This is a genomic window from Paenibacillus algicola, from assembly GCF_005577435.1.
Classification (GTDB): domain Bacteria; phylum Bacillota; class Bacilli; order Paenibacillales; family Paenibacillaceae; genus Paenibacillus_AQ; species Paenibacillus_AQ algicola.
The window spans coordinates 3,479,356-3,501,534 of the sequence record NZ_CP040396.1 but is presented as its reverse complement, the minus strand read 5'-3'; the positions used below and the strand labels follow the sequence as shown (position 1 = coordinate 3,501,534).

General features: G+C 46.2%; 14 protein-coding genes and 1 pseudogene. 13 read left to right on the top strand and 2 right to left on the bottom strand.

Features of this window, described 5'->3' with window-relative positions:
- The first annotated feature begins 107 nt into the window (after window positions 1-107).
- The 4 genes from E6C60_RS16425 to E6C60_RS16410 all read left to right on the top strand — a co-directional run bounded on the left by E6C60_RS16425 (window position 108) and on the right by E6C60_RS16410 (window position 10,742).
- On the top strand, window positions 108-2,744 hold the full coding sequence (locus tag E6C60_RS16425; protein WP_138226825.1) for a glycosyl hydrolase: 2,637 nt from the start codon (window positions 108-110) through the stop codon (window positions 2,742-2,744).
- 15 nt (window positions 2,745-2,759) lie between these two features.
- Window positions 2,760-4,106, top strand: a complete 1,347-nt coding sequence (locus E6C60_RS16420; RefSeq protein WP_138226824.1) for a sulfatase family protein — start codon at window positions 2,760-2,762, stop codon at window positions 4,104-4,106.
- Window positions 4,107-4,184: 78 nt separating this feature from the next.
- Window positions 4,185-9,173, top strand: a complete 4,989-nt coding sequence (locus E6C60_RS16415; protein ID WP_138226823.1) for an alginate lyase family protein — start codon at window positions 4,185-4,187, stop codon at window positions 9,171-9,173.
- Between the two features lie 153 nt (window positions 9,174-9,326).
- Window positions 9,327-10,742 carry a BNR repeat-containing protein gene (locus tag E6C60_RS16410; RefSeq protein ID WP_138226822.1) on the top strand — a complete coding sequence of 472 codons (1,416 nt, stop codon included), beginning with the start codon at window positions 9,327-9,329 and terminating at the stop codon, window positions 10,740-10,742.
- Window positions 10,743-11,367: 625 nt separating this feature from the next.
- On the opposite strand, the gene abc-f is transcribed toward E6C60_RS16410, so the two are convergent.
- On the bottom strand, window positions 11,368-13,338 hold the full coding sequence (gene abc-f, locus E6C60_RS16405; protein WP_138226821.1) for a ribosomal protection-like ABC-F family protein: 1,971 nt from the start codon (window positions 13,336-13,338) through the stop codon (window positions 11,368-11,370).
- Between the two features lie 200 nt (window positions 13,339-13,538).
- Here abc-f and E6C60_RS16400 point away from each other — a divergent pair, with 200 nt between their 5' ends.
- The 8 genes from E6C60_RS16400 (at window position 13,539) to groL (ending at window position 20,713) form a co-directional block, all read left to right on the top strand.
- On the top strand, window positions 13,539-14,195 hold the full coding sequence (locus E6C60_RS16400; RefSeq protein ID WP_233281040.1) for a 5-formyltetrahydrofolate cyclo-ligase: 657 nt from the start codon (window positions 13,539-13,541) through the stop codon (window positions 14,193-14,195).
- Complete coding sequence (gene moaC, locus E6C60_RS16395) at window positions 14,185-14,652, top strand: cyclic pyranopterin monophosphate synthase MoaC (protein ID WP_138226820.1); 468 nt, start codon at window positions 14,185-14,187, stop codon at window positions 14,650-14,652. The genes E6C60_RS16400 and moaC overlap by 11 nt, the downstream gene beginning before the upstream one ends.
- A 61-nt stretch (window positions 14,653-14,713) precedes the next feature.
- Window positions 14,714-15,211, top strand: a complete 498-nt coding sequence (locus E6C60_RS16390) for a MogA/MoaB family molybdenum cofactor biosynthesis protein (protein WP_138226819.1) — start codon at window positions 14,714-14,716, stop codon at window positions 15,209-15,211.
- Window positions 15,212-15,384: 173 nt separating this feature from the next.
- Window positions 15,385-15,612, top strand: a complete 228-nt coding sequence (locus tag E6C60_RS16385; RefSeq protein WP_138226818.1) for a twin-arginine translocase TatA/TatE family subunit — start codon at window positions 15,385-15,387, stop codon at window positions 15,610-15,612.
- A gap of 90 nt (window positions 15,613-15,702) precedes the next feature.
- Entirely contained in the window at window positions 15,703-16,479 is a 777-nt protein-coding gene (tatC, locus tag E6C60_RS16380) for a twin-arginine translocase subunit TatC (RefSeq protein WP_407669168.1), read from the top strand.
- 562 nt (window positions 16,480-17,041) lie between these two features.
- Complete coding sequence (ltrA, locus tag E6C60_RS16375) at window positions 17,042-18,334, top strand: group II intron reverse transcriptase/maturase (RefSeq protein WP_138226817.1); 1,293 nt, start codon at window positions 17,042-17,044, stop codon at window positions 18,332-18,334.
- A 403-nt stretch (window positions 18,335-18,737) separates the two neighbouring features.
- Window positions 18,738-19,019 (top strand): co-chaperone GroES, encoded by a 282-nt coding sequence (gene groES / locus E6C60_RS16370; protein WP_138226816.1) that lies wholly within the window; start codon window positions 18,738-18,740, stop codon window positions 19,017-19,019.
- 65 nt (window positions 19,020-19,084) lie between these two features.
- On the top strand, window positions 19,085-20,713 hold the full coding sequence (gene groL / locus E6C60_RS16365) for a chaperonin GroEL (RefSeq protein ID WP_138226815.1): 1,629 nt from the start codon (window positions 19,085-19,087) through the stop codon (window positions 20,711-20,713).
- 927 nt (window positions 20,714-21,640) lie between these two features.
- Here the strand turns inward: groL and E6C60_RS21615 are convergent.
- Window positions 21,641-21,880 (bottom strand): integrase core domain-containing protein, encoded by a 240-nt coding sequence (locus tag E6C60_RS21615; protein WP_138227853.1) that lies wholly within the window; start codon window positions 21,878-21,880, stop codon window positions 21,641-21,643.
- A gap of 176 nt (window positions 21,881-22,056) precedes the next feature.
- Between E6C60_RS21615 and E6C60_RS16355 the strand changes: the two are divergent.
- A pseudogene (locus E6C60_RS16355) lies at window positions 22,057-22,170 on the top strand (helix-turn-helix transcriptional regulator); the annotation flags it as partial.
- Between the last annotated feature and the right edge of the window lie 9 nt (window positions 22,171-22,179).

Here is a 22,179-nt window from a genome sequence, read left to right as displayed (position 1 = left end):
GGGCCGCGCAAGCGGCTTCCTTTACAAGCAAACATCTCTACGTCTTATAACAAGGATTATACGTAATTCCGATGATGCGAGATCAAATTGGCGGCAAAGGAGGAAACATGGACGCGAAATTGATAGATAACCTATCCGGAGAAGAAGGGAACTATGTGCTACCATTTTTCTGGCAGCAAGGTCAGGAGGAATTAGTATTACGGACAGAGTTGAGAAAAATTCGTGAGAGCGGGATACGGGCCGTATGTGTTGAATCCAGAACACATCCAGATTTTGTTGGATCTGGCTGGTGGAGAGATTTGGAAATCATTATGGAAGAAGCAGAAAATCAAGACATGAAAGTGTGGATATTCGATGACTCACATTTTCCAACCGGTTATGCGGCGGGTCGAATGAAATATGAGTTCCCGCATCTAAGGAACCGATATCTAAGAGTGGATCACATCGATGTGGTGGGATCGATGCAGGGAGCATCACTGTTGGTAGGAGAACATATTCTAGACGGGGAAGAACTGGTGGGAATCGTTGCAGCAGAACGCTTGACTGGAACGGAAGAATTAGGTTCACTGATGAACCTTAATGTTTTTATTCGTGACGGAGTCTTATTTTGGGATGTACCAGAAGGTCACTGGCGAGTGTTCATGCTCAAACTGACAAACGAAGGGGGCCATGAAAGACTACAATATCATCTCAATCCTTTGGAACCTGAAGCCGTTGATGTACTGTTACAAACCGTTTATGAGCCTCATTATGAACGGTTGCGGCATAAGTTTGGAAACACCTTATCTGGTTTTTTTAGTGATGAGCCAAGATTTGGGAATATTAACTCTTTGGAAGCTATCATTGGAAAGACCCCTATGGTACTGCCATGGTGCACGGATATGCTTACGCTGTTACAACAGAAATTGCCGGGTGAGGACTTAATTACCCAACTGCCGCTATTATGGTATAACTCAGGAAGCAGAGCATCATCTTTTCGTTATCATTATATGGATACGCTTACAAGGCGGTATGCTACTTGCTTTACCAAGCGTTTAGCGGATTGGTGTCGAGCAAAGGGTGTGGAATATATCAGCCATGTCATTGAGGATAATAATGCACATGCTAGGCTGGGAGCAGGCGTCGGACATTTCTACAGAGCGCTGTGGGATCAGGATATGTCTGGCGTGGATGTAGTGCTGCAGCAAATTATTCCTGGTATGACCTACGATTTCCGTATCGCTCTTGGAGCAGGTGACGGGGAGTTTTACCACTATGGCTTGGCGAAGATGGCATCCTCTTTGGGCCATCTCGATGCTAAAAAGAAAGGTAGAACCATCTGCGAAATCTTCGGTGCCTACGGATGGGTAGAGGGATTGAAACTGATGAAATGGCTCACCGATCATATGCTTGTCCGGGGAGTCAATCATTTTATCCCGCATGCATTCTCGCCCAAGGCATTCCCGGATGATGATTGTCCGCCGCATTTTTACGCACAAGGGAATAACCCTCAATATCGTTATTTGAAGACGCTCATGGAATATACAAATCGTCTCTCTCATTTATTAAATGGAGGCACGCATATTGCTAGCGCAGCCGTGATGTACCATGCTGAAGCAGAATGGTCTGGAGAAGCTCAGCTGTTTCAGAGACCGGTACGGCAGTTGTTGGAGCGACAGATCGATTGTGATGTCGTACCTGCCGACCTACTTCAAGATAGGATGATCATATCTGACCAGCAGCTTATCATAAACGAAGAACGTTTTCATTATCTTATTATTCCATACGCGGAAGCACTGCCAAGCCAGTTACTCCATTCTTTATATGAAGCGATGCAGGAGGGCCTGACCATCTACTTCGTAGAGAATCTTCCAGTAAGGTCGAGCGACGGAGTAGACGTACACAGCGTGCTTAAGTCTATGGCAGAACATGAGAACCAATATACGGTACCTCTAGAATTGCTCGTAGAACAGATTCAACAGCGCTTCACCTCTTATTTGAAAATGGACAAATTTCAGCCAGATCTGAGGGTATACCTATATCAAAGACAGAATGCTCGGTTCCTCATGATGTTTAATGAACATCCTTACGATGCCATTCATGATCAAGTAAACATCAATTTGAACGGCGTCGTGTATGAATATGATGCATTTGACAACGAGGTCAGAAAATATCCGAGTGATGTAACAGAACATGGGTGCCGTATTCTATTACATCTAGAGCCATACGAGTCTAAAGTTTTCCTTTGGGATGAGTCCTTGGATGATTTGAAATGGAGCTTGTCTCCTAGACCACGGCATGAAACTGCAGTAAATCAAACGATTGTAGCGGAGTGGAAGGTGAGTACAGCGGAAGCGAATCAATACCCTCATTTCAAGCCATATTGCACGTTACCAAAGTTGATTAACCTTGCGGTTCCGGAGCATCTCCCAAGGTTTAGCGGTACCTTTCGATACGAAACGATGATTGCCTTTGAAAACTTCGCGGGTACAGTGGTGCTAGACTTGGGTGCTGCCTATGAAACAGTGGAACTTTGGATCAACGGACATCATGCTGGAATCCGGATCTGTCCTCCCTACCTCTTTGAAGTGACTAGCTTTCTTCAAGCAGGGAGCAACGTAGTAGTCGTAGAAGTGACGAATACACTTGTGAAGCAAGTACGGGATCGCTTCTCCATATATAGGCAGCAAGAGCCTTCCGGACTCATTGGACCTGTAATACTTCGTCATAGCAAAGTTTTAAAAACTTCAGATGTTAATGATTAGGAAAGGCGTGAATTAATGAAGGAGCAACCTAATGTTGTCTATGTATTTAGTGATCAGCACCGCGCGGAGGCAACAGGATATAATGGTAATCCAGATGTCAAGACGCCGAATCTGGATGCACTGGCAAGAGAGTCCGTCAGCCTAGACACTGCCGTAGCTAATGTCCCGTGCTGTAGTCCATATAGGGCGACTTTTTTAACAGGACGCTACCCGCTGACACATGGGGTGTTCGTTAACGATGTTCATCTTAATCATGAAGCGGTGTCCTGTGCCGATGCCTTTAAATGCGCTGGTTACGATACGGCCTATATAGGCAAATGGCATGTCGATGGTCGTGGTCGAAGCAAATATATCGCTGGAGAGGATCGTCAGGGGTTTGATTACTGGAAGGTTCTGGAGTGTACGCACGACTATAATCATTCGCTCTATTATGCGGACACGGATATTAAACAGCAATGGAAGGGCTATGATGCAGAAGCTCAAACACGTGATGCGCAGAACTATATCCGCGCACGGCAGGCTAGCGACAAGCCTTTTTTCCTGGTGCTGTCATGGGGGCCGCCGCACAATCCATATCATACTGCACCACAACAGTTCAGGGAAATGTATGAGCCTGAGAAGCTCATGCTCCGCGACAATGTACCTGCTACAGCCGAACTGGACGCGCGCAGAGATTTGGCCGGTTATTACGCCCATATCTCTGCACTCGACGAATATGTCGGTGATCTGCTGACGACTCTGATGGAAACGGGAAAGGATGAGGATACGATCTTTGTCTACACGTCCGACCATGGGGACATGATTTATTCACAAGGAGATATACGCAAGCAGCGACCGTGGGACGAGTCGATCCGAGTGCCGTTTTTGCTGCGTTATCCATCGGTTTTTTCAAGAGAATGTAAACGAATTAAAGAACCATTCAATAGCCCGGATATTATGCCAACATTGCTGGGTTTAAGTGGAATTGCGATTCCATCAACCGTCGAAGGTATTAATTATGCACCATTCTTGTATGGAACTGAGCCAGCCCCGGCGGAAGCGGCGTTTATTGCTTGTATTCATCCGGCTGGAGAGTACCGCCGTTCCCTAGGTGGCCGCGAGTATCGCGGAATCCGCACGAAGCGGTATACGTACGTGCGAGATCTGAGTGGCCCATGGCTGCTGTACGATAATGCGTTAGACCCATACCAGCTTTATAATTTATGCAGGGTGCCAGAAATGGTCCATTTACAGAAAGAGTTGGATGACCTGCTTATGAGGATGCTGGAGAAGCGTAACGACGAATTTTTACCTGGAGAACATTACATCAATCTCTGGGGTTACGCAACGGACGAATCAGGTACCGTGCCCATTATACCGTAAAGGAAGGAGTATGACAGATACGTTAACACGTTAAATGAATAAAGCATGATTAAGCGAACTGAGGAGGGAATATGATCTATGTCTAACTCTAAAATGCTAAAAAGTATCAAAAGTAAATTGACGGTTATGATGGTGTCGTGTGTGTGCATCAGTTCAGTTCTATCACCCAATGGCTATGTGTATGCTAATACATCTCAAGATTCGAATGGTGCAGAAGAAGTTTCTTCGCAGGTGCTATTTGATGAGAGCTATAATGATGTGCAGGGTAATTTATCAATGGATTGGACAGTGAAAAATGGTGAAGGGTATACCCATGAATATATGGAGTTGTATCGTTCGGAAGGGGACAGCAGTGGTAAAGCACTAAAAAGACAGTTTAGTGAAGATGCAACAGGTATTGTAACAATAGACCTTGAATTTGCAAACAGCAGCACAGATGGCGGTGCAGGTAGAGCTCAATTTAACCTTGCAGCCAAGAGTGCGCAAGGTTCAAGTAACACCGTGCTATCTATGCAGCACCAAGGTAACGAGGTGAAGGTAAAGACCGGAAGCTCATACGAGACACTTAGTACAGTGGTGCTAGAGGAGAAGGCGATGGCCAAGGTCGTTGTGGATACCGTTGAAGATAAAATATATGTGGGGATAAACAGCGGGGAATTAAAAGAATATCCTCTTGTGAATGGTATGGATATGCGACAAGTGGATAGCGCTTACTGGACATTAGCTGATAAAACCAAATATGGTGTAGGTATTAGATTGTACGCAATGAAAGCGTCGGCTGCGGTACCGAATACAGATGAATTCAATATACAAGCGGACTTGGATGAAATTTCAATTGCTAATATGTGGGGGATCGTACAGAATTTTAGCGTACCAATTAAAGGAACAAGGAACACCGTATTTAGTTGGACTTCTGACCATGCATCAGCTACTGTTGACAATACAACAGGAGTTGTAGACATCACTCGCGGAGATTACAATCAGCAAGCTAAATTAACTGTAACAGGAACTCAGAATGGGAAAAGTGCACAAAAAGAATTTAATCTTACCATCCTAGGTGAAGAAGTGACACAAGAACGTGAGACTGATCTGATTTATGTAAACGAAGAAAGGCTAAACCTGGCAAAAAGAGAAATTGAAGCAAATAATCATACGTTTGTAGAGGCTTACAAGACTCTGGTTCTTGAAGCAGATGCAGAGCTGGCAAAGGCAATTGATCCTGTAACGAATAAAACACTTATTCCGGCAAGCGGTGACATTCATGATTATTATACGATTGCGTCATATTTTTGGCCAGACCCTACAAAAGAGGATGGGCTGCCTTGGATTTATAAAGATGGTGAATTCAATCCGACAACTGCAGGCCCTGATACTGATTGGAAACGCTTAAGGGAAATGTTCAAATCTTTGGACACTTTAACCTTGGCGTATTACTTCACAGAGGATCAAACATATATAAATAAGGCCAAAGAAATTGTTCAGGTGTGGTTTATCAATGAAGAAACAAAAGTAAATCCTAATATTAACTATGGTAAAGCTAGACCAGGTACTGAAGATGGAACAAATTTTGCTGTGATCGATTGGACAGATATCGGTAAGGTAATTACAGCAATTCAAATGCTAGAGAAAAACAACTTGTGGAGTGACAGTGATCGGACGGTCATGGGTAAATGGCTGAACGAATATTACACGTGGTTAACAACAAGTGAATTCGGGATCGCGGAAGATAACACGACGAATAATCACGGTTCCAACTATGATTATCAAGTGGTAGGTCTCATGATTTACTTAGGTAAGATAAATGAGGCTGAAGCCAAGATCAGAGAGGCTATGACAAAGCGTGTAGAAGCACAAATTGATCCGGATGGCAGCCAACCGCTTGAATTAAAAAGGACTAAATCCGTTAGCTACACAGTTAACAACCTATGGGCATTAGTAAGACTTGCTGACTTGAGCCGTCGCTTTACAGAGGTCGACTTATGGACCTACGAGACGGAAAAAGGAGTCAATCTGAAAAAAGGATATGATTTCGTAATACCATACATTCTAGGAGAAAAAGAATGGACCTGGAAACAAATCACAGGCGGAGGGGTTGAAGCTTCATTAAAGGACTGGGCGTTACCCATGTTCAGTAGAAGTGAGCTGATGTTAGGGGAAAAAATCTTGCCCAATGAACTGAATGGATATCACGAATTTAGTTACAACGATATCCTTGTTTATGCGCCGTTAGATATTGATGAAAACGGGGCTCCTACCGAAAAGGGCCTGGTTTATTTAAATGAAGAAAGGCTAAACCTGGCAAAAAGAGAAATTGAAGCAAATAATCATACGTTTGTAGAGGCTTACAAGACTCTGGTTCTTGAAGCAGATGCAGAGCTGGCAAAGGCAATTGATCCTGTAACGAATAAAACACTTATACCAGCAAGTGGTGATATCCATGATTACTATAGTATTGCACCATACTGGTGGCCAAACCCAGATACAGAAAACGGTATGCCATGGATTCATAAAGATGGTGTACTTAATCCTATAACTAGAGGTTCGGATACTGATTTTACTCGGTTAAGAGAAATGTTTACATCATTAAATACATTAACATTGGCCTATTATTTCACAGAGGATCAAAAATATATAAATAAGGCCAAAGAAATTGTTCAGGTTTGGTTTATTAATGAAGAAACGAAAGTGAATCCTCATGTAAGCTTTGGTCAGGCTATACCAGGTAAAGTAAGCGGAACCATGTTTGGGATCATCGAATGGACTGATATCGGTAAAGTGATTACAACACTTCAAGTGTTAGAGAAGAATCAATTGCTGGCTGAAAGTGAGCTGGCATCAATGAAGGACTGGTTTAATCAGTATTTAATCTGGCTGAGAACAAGTGAGTTTGGAATTGGGGCAAGTACTAGAACAAATAATCATGCTACAAATTATGATTATCAAGTCGCAGGACTTATGATTTATCTTGGAAAAGTGAATGAAGCTGAAGCGTTGATTGAAGAGACTATGATAAAACGTATAGAAGCTCACATTGCGCCTGATGGTAGTCAGCCGGAGGAGTTAAGAAGAACAAAATCTGTTAGCTATACGGTTAATAACTTATGGGCATTAGTGAGACTTGCTGACTTGAGCCGTCGTTTCACCAATGTTGACTTATGGTCCTATAAATCTGATGAAGGTGTAAGCCTAAAGAGTGGATATGATTTCGTAATACCATACATTCTAGGAGAAAAAGAATGGACTTGGGAACAAATCACAGGCGGAGGGGTTGAAGCTTCATTAAAGGACTGGGCGTTACCCATGTTCAGTAGAAGTGAGCTGATGTTAGGGGAAAAAATCTTGCCCAATGAACTGAATGGATATCACGAATTTAGTTACAACGATATCCTCGTTTATGCGCCGTTAGATTACGTGGCACCAATCTATGAGATCGCTACAATAACGGATCAATCTGCAACAGCACTAACGCAAGGCTACGAGTCAGGCTCACAGGAGACTGTCACGATCGATGTATATAATAACGGCACGAGAAATTTATCCAATCTTAAAGCAACCATTACCGGCACTAATTTTATTATCACGCAACCTGAAGGAACTTTAGATAGCGGCGCGAAGACCTCTTTTACGGTAAAAGCAAAAGACGGCCTGGCAGCAGGAACCTACACCGAGACGATTACGATATCTGCTGACAATCTGACTGATGTGACATTTAATGTGACACAGGTTGTATCAAAAGCTGCTGTTAAGCCTGTAGATTCTTCGGGCGGTGATAATACCGGTGAACCTTCCGCACCAACGACGTCTGAAACAACAGGTGATAAGGCGGAGATTCTTATCAATGGAAAGATAGAGCATTTGGGTATTGCAAAGACAGCACAAGCAAATGGGCAAACTGTAACGACAATTGTAATGGATGAAGAAAAAATGAAACAACGCCTTGAAGCAACGCCTAAAGGAGCAGTTATTACGATTCCAGTCGTAACCGGAAGTGAGGTCGTTATAGGGGAATTGAATGGGCGCATGATTAAAAATATGGAGGCGAAAAAAGCCATAATAGAGTTGCGCACCGAGCTGGCAACATACACTTTACCTGCGCAGCAAATTCATATTAATGACGTTTTAGAGCGATTTGGAGTCAATTTAGCATTAGAAGACATCCGGATTAAGATTGTTATTGCAACGCCGACAGATGATATGGTTGAAGTAGTTGAAAACATGGCAACAAACAGAGGCTTTTCTATGATATTGCCGCCTGTGAATTTCGAAGTCAAAGCAGTTTACAAGGACCGTACAGAAGAGGTTTCAAAATTCAATTCGTATGTGAAACGCAGCATTGTGATTCCAGAAGGCATTGATCCAGATCGAATTACGACAGGATTAATTGTAGAGATGGATGGAACGGTTCGCCATGTACCTACCAAGGTCGTTAACAAGGATGATCGGTTTCACGTACAAATCAAAAGTTTGACTAATAGCACTTACGTCGTAGTTGAGAACAGGCAGGAATTTAGGGATTTAGAAAATCACTGGGCGAAGGATACAGTCAATCAGATGGCCTCACGCATGATTATTCAAGGAACAGGACACGAAATGTTTAGCCCTGACCAAGAAATCACGCGGGCCGAATTTGCAGCTATCCTTGTTAAAGGTTTAGGGGTAGATCTTGCAGATAGAACAGGCTCATTCATGGATGTAAAGGCAACAGATTGGAACAGCAGCGCGATAAACACTGCATATTCATACAATATAATCAATGGATTTGAAGATGGGACCTTCCGTCCTAATGACAAGGTTACCCGAGAACAAGCTATGGTTATCCTCTCCAGGGCGATGGTGATTACGGATTTGAAGTCTAAATCTCCTACTCGTGCAACAAGTGCAATACTTAGTTCGTTTCAAGATGTATCAGATGCTTCTACGTGGGCAATGACCGGCATTGCGGCTAGTGTTCAAGCAGAACTAATTACAGGAAGAAGCAGTATGAAGCTTGTACCGAAGGGTTTCATAACAAGAGCCGAGGTCGCTAAGATGATCGAACGATTACTTGAAAAATCTGATTTGATCTAAAACATGTACCGAGCAGGGCGAACCCATACAGTTATGTTATATGAGTCGCCCTGTTTTTTGAAATTGTGGGATAACAAATATAAAGGAGGTGATGGCAACGTAATAGAATACTGTAATTTTCTTTGAAACTAATTAAAAGTAGGAGGTTTTGAGATGATGAAAAAAGGTTTGGCTTTACTGCTTGTTCTGGCGGTGATGATTACTACCTTTAGCTTTTCAAGTGTATCTGTACAGGCTGTGACAGGCGTAAGTGTAGTCAAAATCAATGATCAAGTCATTGACACTCAGGGGCATAATTTCTCTTCTGGCAAGTATGGTTTGTATATTAACAGTGCAATTCACGCACAGGATATGATGGTTACCCACAATAACTATCAATATGCTGTATATTACAGCAAAGAAAGCAATGGAAAGTCTTATGTGAATCTTGCGAGACGTAAACTCTCACCGAAGTCGGGATGGAGTGTTATTACTTTCACCGATTATAATTTTACATCCAATGATACACATAATACTGCGGTGATTGGTATTAGCAGAGCAGATGGAACGATTCATTTGGCATTTGACCATCATAATAATGATTTGCATTATAGGGTATCCCAACGGGGGGTTGCCAACAATCCAGAAAGTGTCGTGTGGAGCACAAATCTTTTTGGACCGGTCACTTCACAGTTGATTCCAGGGCAAACAGAAACGAAGGTCACGTATCCCCGATTTATCGATGTACCCAACGGGAATCTTCAATTCATCCGAAGAAGCGGCGGATCGGGAGATGGGGACACGATTTTGTACACCTATAACGGAAACTCGACACACTCTTGGAAGAAAAACGGGATAATTATTTCGAGCGAAGGAAATTATAATGGCTCAACAAGTAGAAATGCGTATCTTGACCGCCCTCAGTATTTCAATAATAAGTTATATTTGACTTGGGTATGGCGAGAGGCTCCAGATGCGATGACCAATCACGATATTATGTTTGCTTATAGCGAAGATTACGGAGCAACATGGAAGAATAACAGTGGGACCGTCGTTGCCACGACAGAAAGTGACCCGATGAAAGTTTCGACTGCTGGGTTAAAAGTAAGGACGATCAATCAAAATCATGGATTAATGAATCATGGTTATAGTTATGTGGACGATAAGGGGCGTGTTCACGTGGTCACCTCCCATGCGCCAGAAGGTAACCCTAATTATTCTACTTGGGAATTGGCAAGAGCAGACGCAAAATATACTCATTATTGGCGCGGAACCGACAAAGTATGGCGTAAAAATGTAATGAATTCCGTGCCTTTAGGAAGCCGGTCACAAATAGTGTTTGATTCAAATAACACAGGGTTAATGATCTTTAATCAAGGTAACAGGGTCAAAATTGCTGCAGCTACTGAAGCTAACAATTGGAACGACTGGGGCCTTATTTATACCAATAATGCTATGTACAGTCAATCCCCTTCATTAGACTTTCAACGCTGGAAAACAGAAGGAATATTATCGCTCTTAACTCAAGAAATTCCTGCTACAACAGGCGCAGCAAGCGAGATCCATGAATACGATTTTAGAATAGAGTAATTATCAAAGGAAAAAGTCTGTAACCGAACAAGAAAAATGTTTATCGCTCACGCAATTCGTTGGAGTGTTCTACAAACGAATTGCGTGAGCGTTTTTTGTAATGTGAGAGAAGAAGTCACTGTATGCGTGCCCATAAATGCCCCTTGAACATGATAATACCAGAAGCAAGATCAGTCTAGTTAATAAAACACACGAAAAATTACATTAACCGTATTGCACTATTACGAAACAAAGTGGAAGTCAAGTTGTGGACAGACTTATACACATATTCTACCCAAATTGTGCATAAGTCTGTGGAAGGCTGATAGACAGCGATTTTACAAAAGACTGAAAGTGAGAACAACATTTTCACAATTAGGTGTGAATTCTGTGGATAATGTGTACAACTTCGTGGATAATATTGGTCATAGTGATGAAAAAGCCAGTTTATAAGCAAATGAAGCGCTTTTTATCCCCGGATGAGGGCGGAGTTATTCACTACATCTGGGGATAAGTCTGTGCACAACATTTGATGTGTAAACAAGTTTACAATCATGAATATTTTGTGAACGTCGCTGTAAATCTTCTCCCAGTATGTCCAAATACCTAAGATCACACGGCTGGGATAAGATTAGAGTGAGACACCTTAGGCTTCCTCCAGCAAATTCTCCCATTCTGCAAAAATCGGATTCAGCTCTTCCTTCAGTGCATCCAGCTGCTGCTGCTTCTCCTGCAGGGCGACATAGTCCTGATATACCTCCGGCAATGCCATTTCTCCCTCCAGGCTGGCAATCTCGTTCTCCAGCTCCTGGATGCGGTTCTCCAGCGTTTCCAGCCTGCGCTGCCGGTTCCGTTCTTCGCGCTTCGCCTGCTTGTCCGCTTCATAAGAGGAGGCCCCTGGCTTATCGGCTGCTCCGGCATCCGGCTTGGACTCCTTGCGGGCTGCAGACGAGTCAGAGGTCTTCTGAAACGGCTCTCCGGGCTCGTAGCCCAGCTCCAAGAGCTCTTTCTTTTTCTCCGTATAATCGTCATAATTACCCAGGAAATGCTCCGCACCCTCCGTATGCAGCTCAATAATCCGCTCCGCCATTTTGTTCAAGAAGTAACGGTCGTGAGAAATGAACAGCAGAGTACCCTCGTAATCCATCAGGGCGGACTCCAGCACCTCTTTGCTGAACAGATCCAGATGGTTGGTCGGCTCGTCAAGCACGAGCATATTGGCTTCCAGGAGCATGAGCTTGGCCAGGGAAACACGGGCTTTTTCCCCGCCGCTAAGAGAGCTGATCTTCTTCAGAACATCCTCACCGCTGAACAAAAAGTTGCCCAGCACCGTACGAATCCTTGCCTCTTCAAAATGGGGATAGGTGCCCCATAGCTCCTCCAGCACGGTATTGGAGGGGTTCAGGTTAGACTGCTCCTGGTCATAGAAGCCCAGCTTCACCTTGGTTCCCCATTGAAAAGTACCGGCGGCCGGCTGCATATCTCCCATCAAGCATTTCAATAATGTGGATTTCCCGATCCCGTTCGGTCCGATTAACGCTACGGTTTCTCCGCGGCGCAGGTCGAAGGAAACATTGCGGAACAGCGTGCTGCTTCCCTCAAAGGACACGGCTAGATCACGGGCCTGCAGCACTTCTTTGCCTGACATATATTCGGTCTCAAAAGAGAAGTGAGCCTTCTTCAAATCTCCTGCCGGACGGTCCAGCCGCTCCAGCTTATCCAGGGCTTTACGCCGGCTCTGTGCCCGCTTGGTTGTAGACGCCCGAACGATGTTACGCTGAATGAAGGTTTCCATCTTCGCAATCTCATCCTGCTGCTTCTCGTACTGCTTCAGCTGCGACTCATACTCTGCCGCCTTCAATTCAATATATTTGCTGTAATTACCGGTATAGCGTCGGGATTGATGCCGCTCCACTTCTACAATTGTCGTCACGAGCCGGTCCAGAAAATAACGGTCATGAGAGACAACGAGCAGTGCGCCGGCATACCCTCGCAAATAATCCTCCAGCCACGTTAAGGTCGCGATGTCGAGATGGTTGGTAGGCTCATCGAGCATGAGCAGATCCGGTGCCTGCAGCAAAATGCGGGCGAGTGCAAGGCGGGTCTTCTGCCCGCCGCTTAAGGTGGAAATGAGCGTTTCCTGCGAAAAGCCGCCAAAGCCCATACCGTGCAGTACACTGCGAATCCGGGTTTCCATCTCATATCCGCCATGGTCCTTGAACCAGTCGGAGCGGGCGGCATAGCGGGCGAGCAGGTCCTCGTATTGCTTGGAGTCACTGCTGCTGCTCCGCTCGGCGATTTGCTGCTCCAGCTGGCGAAGCTCGCGCTCGGTGTCCAGCAGCGGGGCGAACACCTCTCGCATTTCTTCCCCGATGCTGCGGCTGGACTGAAGTCCGCTGTTCTGAGCCAGATAACCGATTGTAGTTTCCTTGGATTTGAAAATCTGTCCGCTGTCGTAGGACATTTCGCCGGCCAGCACTTTCAGCAGGGTAGATTTACCGGCTCCGTTCACTCCGACCAGGCCAATCCGCTCACGCTCCAGAATCTGCAGATTCACCCCCTCCAGCACGGGAGTAACGCCGTATGATTTCTTAATTCCGTTCGCTTGTAACAGCATGCTGTGTAATACCTCCATCTATATCTTGAACTTTACGGGAAGATCTAGAGCTCTTGCAGATCATCATGTCACATTAAAGCCAGTTTACATGAAAAATAAAAAACAAGCGACAGATCACGTCATCGCTTCCGCATTCTTGGCGAAAGGGAGGAACAGTGGTAAACTAAACTTAAATAAGATCCGAGAGGAAGAGCTCAGGTTTGGACAGGAGTTATGACATATCTTTGCCGTCTGAGGCGAAGTCGGATTTACGTGCCAGGATGAAGGGGATTCGGGATTCATTAAGCCCGGAGACCAGGGACCGGCTGTCACGCCAAGCGTCAGATCTGGCTGTGGAATGTATGAAGCAATATCGATTCGCCAGCATGCTGATCTATCTGCCCTTCCGTTCAGAGCTCGATACCTGGCCCATCATTCAATGGGCCTGGAGCAGCGGGGTTCAGGTTATTGTTCCTCGCAGTCAGCGCGGATCTCGAGAGATGGAATTGTATGATCTGACCCCTGAAGCTTCACTTGCAGCGGGGAGCTACGGTATTCCGGAGCCCGATCCGAAGACAGCCGTGAAATATGGCCCCGGGCAAGTGCCGGAGGTGATCTGGGTGCCAGGGCTGGCTTTTGATGCTTATGGCGGAAGGCTGGGCTATGGCGGCGGATATTTTGATACCCTGCGCAGCCGGCTGGATGGGGAAGCGCAGGCGGCAGGCCGGCAGCCGAGATGGATAGGCATTGGATTTCAGGAGCAGGTGATCCCTCAAGTGCCGATGGAGATTCATGACCTGAGGCTGGATGGACTGGTCACAGATCAGGGGTGGATGAAGTTTGAAACAGGAACAGGAGAGCCATATCATGGAGCTTAGTCATATGAACGAGCAGGGCAGAGCGAGAATGGTCGATGTCACGGATAAGGAAGTAACGCACCGGACCGCGGTAGCGCAAACCGCCGTAAGAATGCATCCCAACACGCTGAAGCGGATTTTGGAGGGCGGCATCGAGAAGGGTGACGTGCTGGCAGTAGCTCAAGTCGCGGGTATTATGGCGGCCAAGAATACGTCTAGCTGGATCCCGATGTGTCATCCGCTGCCGCTGACCGGAGTCGATATTCAGTTTGGCGACAACGGCCTGGATGAGCTTTATATAGAAGCCTCTGTGAAGACCACCGGCAAGACGGGGGTTGAGATGGAGGCGCTGACGGCGGTGTCTGCTGCCGCTTTAACGGTTTACGACATGTGCAAGGCGCTGCAAAAGGATATGCAGATCGGACCGACGCGCCTGGTGAGCAAGCGCGGCGGCAAGAATGGAGATTATCAAGTCTAGCTTTGACAATCATATTTAATGAATCAGGATATTCGCTGATGAGGGAAAGGAGAGATTTCTCATGGTGTGGAAGACGGCGATCCTGACAGCCAGTGACAAGGGGGCACGGGGAGAACGCGAGGATACCAGTGCCCAGGTCATCCGGGAGCTGGTAGAAGAAGAGCTGGGCGGGCAAATTATCGAATACCGGATTGTCCCGGATGAAGAGGACGAGATTACGGCCGCTTTGATTGAACTGACCGATTATTACCATGTGGATCTGGTGCTGACGACGGGAGGAACCGAGCTTGCGGTGCGGGATGTGACGCCCGAGGCAACGCTTCGGGTTATAGAGAGACAGGTTCCAGGCATTGCCGAGGCCATGCGGGCCGCGGTTATGCAGAAGAACCGCAGTGCCATGCTGTTCCGCGGTGTATGCGGTATTCGCGGACGGACGCTCGTGCTGAACCTGCCGGGCTCCCCTAAGGGTGTGCATGAGAACCTGGCGGCAGTGATGGATCAGCTGCCGGAGGCGCTGCTGATGGTAACGGGGCAGTACCGGGAAGATTCACGGACGTAAAAGAAGCAGGATTTGTACACAATTTGTCATGAAGAAGGGCTGTTTATGCCATTTTTGATATGATATGATGTCGATATATGTCTATGTGCTGTTGTTCTGAGTGATGACGGTATTTGCTGCCTGAATCGGCCCCTGTCGGCTGCTTCTGTGCTGTATAAGGAGGAGATGTAATTATGGGTTCTTCAATAGGTGTACCTGGAGTTATTCTGTTAGTTATTCTTGCGCTGCTGCTGTTCGGTCCGAACAAGCTTCCTGAGCTGGGACGTGCAGTAGGAAGAACGTTTCGTGAATTCAAGGACGGAGCACGCGAGATTATAGAGGATGAGCCGGCTTCCAAGAAGACTGAGACTGCACCGCAGCCTGCTGCTGCACGTGCAGAAGACAAGCGTCTGCCGGAATAAGCTGCGTAGCAGCTGTACAGAAATCCCTCTTCGGAGGGATTTGATTGTTTCTGAGCATGTGAAGCTGCTTGGTGAAGTGATGAGGTGATGATGGGCGTGTCCGAGCAGATGAAGTTAATGGAGCTGACTGAGCATTTGACCGAGCTCAGGCGGCGGATTATATGGGTGCTGAGCTTGTTTGTGGTCGGCTTGGTCGGAGGCCTGTTTATTGCCGAGCCGGTCTATCAGTATTTGACGGGGTCAGAGCAGGCACAGCAGTTCGAATTGAATGCCTTCTCCTTCTGGGACGGCATCGGCATTTATATGAAGATTGCGGCGTTGTTCTCGCTGGTCATTTCAGTGCCGTTTATTTTTTACCAGCTGTGGGCGTTTGTAAAGCCTGGCCTGCGCAAAGAGGAGCAGAAGGCGGCTGTCCGCTATGTGCCGTATACCTTTGTTCTGTTTATTGCAGGCGTATTATTCGGCTACTATATCGTGTTTCCGATGACGCTGTCCTTCACAACAACAATTACTCAGAGCATGGGGCTGGAGGAAACGTACGGAATTACGAATTATTTCAGCTTTATGTTTAACCTCGTGCTGCCGCTGGCGCTGCTGTTCGAGCTGCCGCTGGTTGTGATGTTTCTAACGAGAATACGCATTTTGAATCCGATCCGGCTGAAGAAGCTGCGGCGCTATGCTTATTTTGCATTGGTGTTTGTCGCTGTTATTATTACGCCGCCGGATTTCATTTCCGACTTTCTCGTAACGATTCCGCTATTGCTGCTCTATGAGTTTAGTGTTTATTTATCCGCTTTTATCTACCGCAAGCAGCTTGCGGCAGATATGGAACTGGAAGAGCGGTATGTCCGCAAAGAAGAAGAGTGAGAAGCGTCCCTGTGGGGGCGCTTTTTTTGTGCAGGCGTGCCCAGCTAAGCACGCATTCTCTAGCCGGTGAAAATCCGGTCACAGGAGGAACCAAGCCCCTGTGTAGCTAGGATACCTGCTTATGGCGAAATCTGTAAGTAGAAGCGTATTGACGAAAGCACCCGTCAGAGATGGGGCGAGCAACGTACCAGGCCGTAACATAAAGTGAATTCTGCCGCGTCGTCAAAAAGGCCTCGCAAGAGGGAAGAGAGGATGCCGAGTCTCGCTGCATTGGACGAAGGCCACGGAAGCTGTTTAGAACTTGGATCAGCAGTGAAGAATCCTCCGGCGTATGGGGATCGGCATGGTATGAAAGAGGATGCAGTGAACTGGGGAGGCCCTCCCCTGCACGTTTTTTTTTTTTGAAACCGTAAAGAGACGCTCTATAAGCCTAAAAGGTGAAGTGAACCGTCTGCAGGAAGGGAGTCCGAGGGGCTCATAGTACCGAAGAATGCAGGACAACAAAACCTGCAGGAGGGAAGGAGCCCTGCTTTGTTCAAGTTTCTTAAGGAGGTACGAGTCAGTGAATGCCAAACGGCTAACAACACCAAAGGAAAACGTTCAACAACTCCAAGAGAAACTAGGTCATGCGGCCAAGGAAAACAAGAAGCGAAGGTTTCACGCGTTGTACGACAAGGTCTATCGAATAGACATCCTGTGGGAGGCATGGCGAAGAGTACGAGCTAATAAGGGTTCAGCTGGAATCGACGGAGAAACATTGGCAGATATCGAAAAACAAGGAGAAACATGCTTTGTACACGAATGTCAACGGCTTCTTAAAGAAGGCGAGTATCATCCGCAACCCGTAAGGCGCTACTACATTCCGAAGAAGGATGGCAAAAAGCGACCGCTCGGCATTCCCACAGTGAGAGACCGCGTCATCCAGATGGCAGCGAAACTCGTCATGGAACCGATCTTCGAGGCGGATTTTCAGGAAACGTCATTCGGGTTCAGGCCAAAACGAAGTGCAAAGCAAGCGTTAGATCGCATTCGGAAAGCATGCAATCGCAAAGGGAATTGGGTGGTCGACGTCGACATCCAAGGGTACTTCGACAACATTAATCAGGAGAAACTCATTAAGCTGGTAGAAATGCGAATCAGCGATAGACGAATTCTGAAGCTGTTGAGGAAGTGGCTAAGTGCAGGTGTCATGGAGGAAGGCAATGTCAGACGCTCAGATTTGGGTACACCACAAGGTGGGGTCATTTCACCACTGCTGGCGAATATCTACCTGAATTACTTTGATCTCCTGTGGGAACGGCATGGCAGTAAAATGGGGGAACTCACACGTTACGCGGACGATCTGGTGGTCATCTGCAAAACAAAGAAGGATGCAGATCGGGCGTACGAACTCATTAGAGTTATTATGGACCGCCTAGAGCTAACGTTACATCCAACCAAGACACGCATCGTTGGACTATGGACAGGAGAAGAAGGCTTTGATTTTCTAGGCATGCACCATCGAAAGACGAAAGCCGAGACATCCAAAGGCAAAGTATACTATACGACCCAGCAGTGGCTGTGTCGCAAGGCGGAAGAGCGAATCCGAGAGGTCGTGAAGGAGCGACTTGCTCCGCCGAATATGCGTCACAAGACTTTCCAGGACCACCTGGGATATTTAAACCCAAAAATACAGGGGTGGCGCAACTACTACTACACAGCCTACAGCCAAAAGAAGATGGCAAAACTAGATTGGTACATCTTGCAGCGCTTAGCAAAGTGGGTTGCCAAGAAGCGTCAACGCACGCGATGGATGAGTTCGTTAAGCGAAGTGAAAGCATTGTCCAAACAATATGGACTTAAAACGCTCTTGTGATCTGCACGCACATGAATGACGAACATCGGAAAGCCGTATGAGGGAAAACCTCACGTACGGTTTGATGAGGAGGGGCAGAATTTATCTGCCCTTTACTCTAGATATGTATGACTATAGTTTGGCGTAGTGCTCTTTAAGCAGGCTGCAGGGAGAAGCGGGAATGGCCCTCAGGCATAAAGTGGGGACCCTTGGATACAATGGAAGAGGGGAGTTGCTGGACAAACCCGGATGCTGCTCTGATTTGAAGTAAAATTTGAGTAAAAATTGCTTCGGGGTACTTGAAATTTCAGATCAACTTGAGTATCATAAAACATGGTTGTTAGCACTGAGACTTGTTGAGTGCTAATACATACAGCAAGGCTCAGATAAACCTTATATTTATTTAACAAGGAGGCTATTTTTCATGATCAGACCTTTAGGTGAACGCGTATTGGTAGAACCTATCGCACAAGAAGAAACCACGGCATTCGGGATCGTGCTTCCGGACTCCGCGAAAGAAAAGCCGCAAGAAGGAAAGGTTATCGCTGTAGGCAGCGGTACTCTGAAGGACGGCGCGCGCGTAGCATTGGAAGTTAAGGAAGGCGACCGTGTACTCTTCTCTAAATACGCTGGAACAGAAATCAAATATGAAGGTAAAGAATATTTGATTATGAAAGAAAGCGACATCCACGCGATTCTGGGTTAATTCGTTAACCTGCATATAGGAGCACATTCGTAATTTATTAAAATTCCAGGGAGGTATGTAATATCATGGCTAAGGATATTAAGTTCAGTGAAGACGCTCGCCGCGCAATGCTTCGCGGTGTAGATGCATTGGCTAACGCAGTAAAGGTAACATTGGGTCCGAAAGGACGTAACGTGGTACTCGAGAAGAAGTTTGGCAGCCCGCTCATCACGAATGACGGTGTAACCATCGCGAAAGAAATCGAGCTGGAAGATGCATTCGAGAACATGGGTGCTCAGCTCGTGAAGGAAGTAGCGACTAAGACGAATGATGTTGCCGGTGACGGTACAACAACAGCAACGGTTCTTGCTCAGGCGATGATTCGCGAAGGCTTGAAGAACGTTACTGCGGGTGCAAATCCAATGGTTATCCGCAAAGGCATTGACAAGGCTGTTCGTGCAGCGGTAGAAGAGCTGAAGAACATCTCCAAAGCGATTGAAGGACAACAGTCCATCGCACAGGTTGCTTCTATCTCTGCAGCTGACGAGGAAGTAGGACAGCTGATCGCAGAAGCCATGGAGAAAGTCGGCAAGGACGGCGTCATTACGGTTGAAGAATCCCGTGGATTCCTGACTGAAATGGAAGTTGTAGAAGGTATGCAGTTCGACCGCGGCTACATTTCTCCGTACATGATTACAGACACAGACAAGATGGAAGCGGTGCTTGATAATCCGTACATTCTGATCACCGACAAGAAGATCTCCAACACCCAGGAAATTCTGCCTCTGCTGGAGAAGGTCGTACAACAAAGCAAGCCGCTCGTGCTGATTGCTGAAGATATCGAAGGCGAAGCTCAAGCGATGCTGATCGTGAACAAGCTGCGTGGTACCTTTAATGCAGTGGCTGTCAAAGCTCCAGGCTTCGGCGACCGCCGCAAGGCTATGCTGCAGGATATCGCTGCTCTGACAGGCGGCCAGGTGATTACCGAGGAATTGGGTCTGGACCTGAAATCCGCTACTGTGGACCAACTGGGTACTGCACGTCAAGTACGCGTAACCAAAGAGAACACCATTATCGTGGACGGTGCTGGCGACAAAGCGGATATCGAAGCTCGCGTGAAGCAAATCCGCACACAGCTGGAAGAAACGACTTCCGAGTTCGACAAAGAGAAGCTGCAAGAGCGTCTGGCTAAATTGGCTGGCGGTGTTGCTGTTATCAAGGTCGGTGCAGCTACTGAAACCGAGCTGAAAGAACGCAAGCTGCGTATCGAAGACGCTCTGAACGCGACTCGTGCTGCGGTAGAAGAAGGTATCGTATCCGGCGGTGGTACTGCTCTGGTGAACGTATACAAAGCGGTTGCTGCGGTAGAAACGCAAGGCGACGAGAAGACTGGCGTTAACATCGTGCTGCGCGCGCTGGAAGAGCCAATCCGTACGATCGCTGCGAACGCTGGTAAGGAAGGCTCTGTTATTGTAGAGCGCCTGAAGAACGAAGAAGTTGGCATTGGCTACAACGCTGCTGCTGACACTTGGGTGAACATGTTCGAAGCAGGCATCGTTGACCCTGCGAAGGTAACGCGTTCTGCCCTGCAAAACGCTGCATCTGTAGCAGCAATGTTCCTGACCACCGAAGCGGTGATCGCTGACAAGCCTGAGCCTGAGAAGGCTGCTGCTCCAGACATGGGCGGCATGGGTGGAATGGGCGGCATGATGTAAAACGGGGTATGAACCCCTGTGTGGCAAGGGTTTCTCCTCGGAGAAGCCCGGATTGCCCACATTTTGTCCATATTTTATAAAAGGAAGACACCTTAGAGTGATGGAAATCGCTCCAAGGTGTCTTCTTTTTTTATGAAAGGGAGCGACTTGCCTTAGAGATTAAGCATCTTGAGCCATTTTTTGAATACATTACTGATCATAATATTGATGTGTATAATTATGGAACAACTAAAGGAGCAGGGATTTTCAAAAACATTTTCCGTAGCTCTGGTTTACAAACTTATTGAAATTGCTGGGGAGCATACGAATAGTTGGAGATTTTGGGGTGATAGGAGATACCCATGAATGCCTACTTCAGCCTAAGCAAGCAATGAAGTATGCGTATGACATAGATTATGGAATTTACATACCATTTGGGAATATGGTATCGATGTCGGCGGTCGAGTCAATTAATCGTCGCGCTGTGCGAGAAAATCGGATCAGAGAACATGCTAATGAAATATGATATAAATTTTGTTTAGGAGGTTAACAGGAATAATGAATAAACTAATTCAAAAAGTATTTAAACGAAGTCTTTGGATATTATTGTTTGTAGTTTGGTTATTATTTTTTCTTATGTTTCTATTTGGAATAATATTTATCATTGGGGTGTGGTATTACGAAAACTATATGTAACTGTTTAAAGAAAAGGGGCATCCTGTTAGATTCCCTTTCATTGCCCTTTCATGCTGCTTAAGGAGTATTGTAATTAAGCTGTTATGTATACATAGTTGTGGTGACTGCTTGGGAGTGGATCAATTGTCTGTATTGTTGTAAGTCCCAACAAACCGGTTTAACCCCTTTAATCCAGACCACGAACCTCTTATTCGACAAATTGCATAGAATTGCTTAAGGTTGTTGCGTTTTTCGTCATTTTTCTTCCGGCGGTTACACTTTGATGACCTTGGGCTCCACCATTCCTTGTTGAATTGCATCTCGGTATTCGTACGGCGACAGATCGTGTAGGCTACCATGGATTCGCTTGTGATTGTAGTTGTGGATAAAGCGGCTGACGATTTCATACGCTTGTTGATAGTTCTCAAACTCGTGCCGCTGATAACACTCCGATTCTAGAATCGCATGGAAGGATTCGATATGCGCATTCTTGTTTGGCGTCTTTGGTGGAATGCGCTGTGCCCACTGTTTAGTCTAATTGCAAGACTGCCGCTGTGCTGTTAGAGTAACGGTCTCCGTTTGCTTAACGCGCCCTTAAGTTATGAAGTCAGCTTTTATCAGGGGAAAATTGTAAAAGAATTTGACATTTACAGTGTAATTAAATGGAGATGTAAAAACATTTTGATATACGGGGTTGGATCAATGCTATCGAGAATAATAAATACGATCCGACGCTCCAGCTTGCCTTTAGACTTGCGGAAGTTTTAGGCATGACAGTCGATGAGTTATTCATTCGTAATTAACAAGTCTCT

Coding starts and splice junctions, on each gene's coding strand:
- groL (WP_138226815.1), top strand. CDS start 19,085: ATGGCTAAGGATATTAAGTTCAGTGAAGACGCTCGCCGCGCAATGCTT.
- moaC (WP_138226820.1), top strand. CDS start 14,185: ATGGAGCTTAGTCATATGAACGAGCAGGGCAGAGCGAGAATGGTCGAT.
- tatC (WP_407669168.1), top strand. CDS start 15,703: ATGGGCGTGTCCGAGCAGATGAAGTTAATGGAGCTGACTGAGCATTTG.
- E6C60_RS16410 (WP_138226822.1), top strand. CDS start 9,327: ATGATGAAAAAAGGTTTGGCTTTACTGCTTGTTCTGGCGGTGATGATT.
- E6C60_RS16425 (WP_138226825.1), top strand. CDS start 108: ATGGACGCGAAATTGATAGATAACCTATCCGGAGAAGAAGGGAACTAT.
- abc-f (WP_138226821.1), bottom strand. CDS start 13,338: ATGCTGTTACAAGCGAACGGAATTAAGAAATCATACGGCGTTACTCCC.
- E6C60_RS16385 (WP_138226818.1), top strand. CDS start 15,385: ATGGGTTCTTCAATAGGTGTACCTGGAGTTATTCTGTTAGTTATTCTT.
- E6C60_RS16420 (WP_138226824.1), top strand. CDS start 2,760: ATGAAGGAGCAACCTAATGTTGTCTATGTATTTAGTGATCAGCACCGC.
- E6C60_RS16390 (WP_138226819.1), top strand. CDS start 14,714: ATGGTGTGGAAGACGGCGATCCTGACAGCCAGTGACAAGGGGGCACGG.
- E6C60_RS16415 (WP_138226823.1), top strand. CDS start 4,185: ATGTCTAACTCTAAAATGCTAAAAAGTATCAAAAGTAAATTGACGGTT.
- groES (WP_138226816.1), top strand. CDS start 18,738: ATGATCAGACCTTTAGGTGAACGCGTATTGGTAGAACCTATCGCACAA.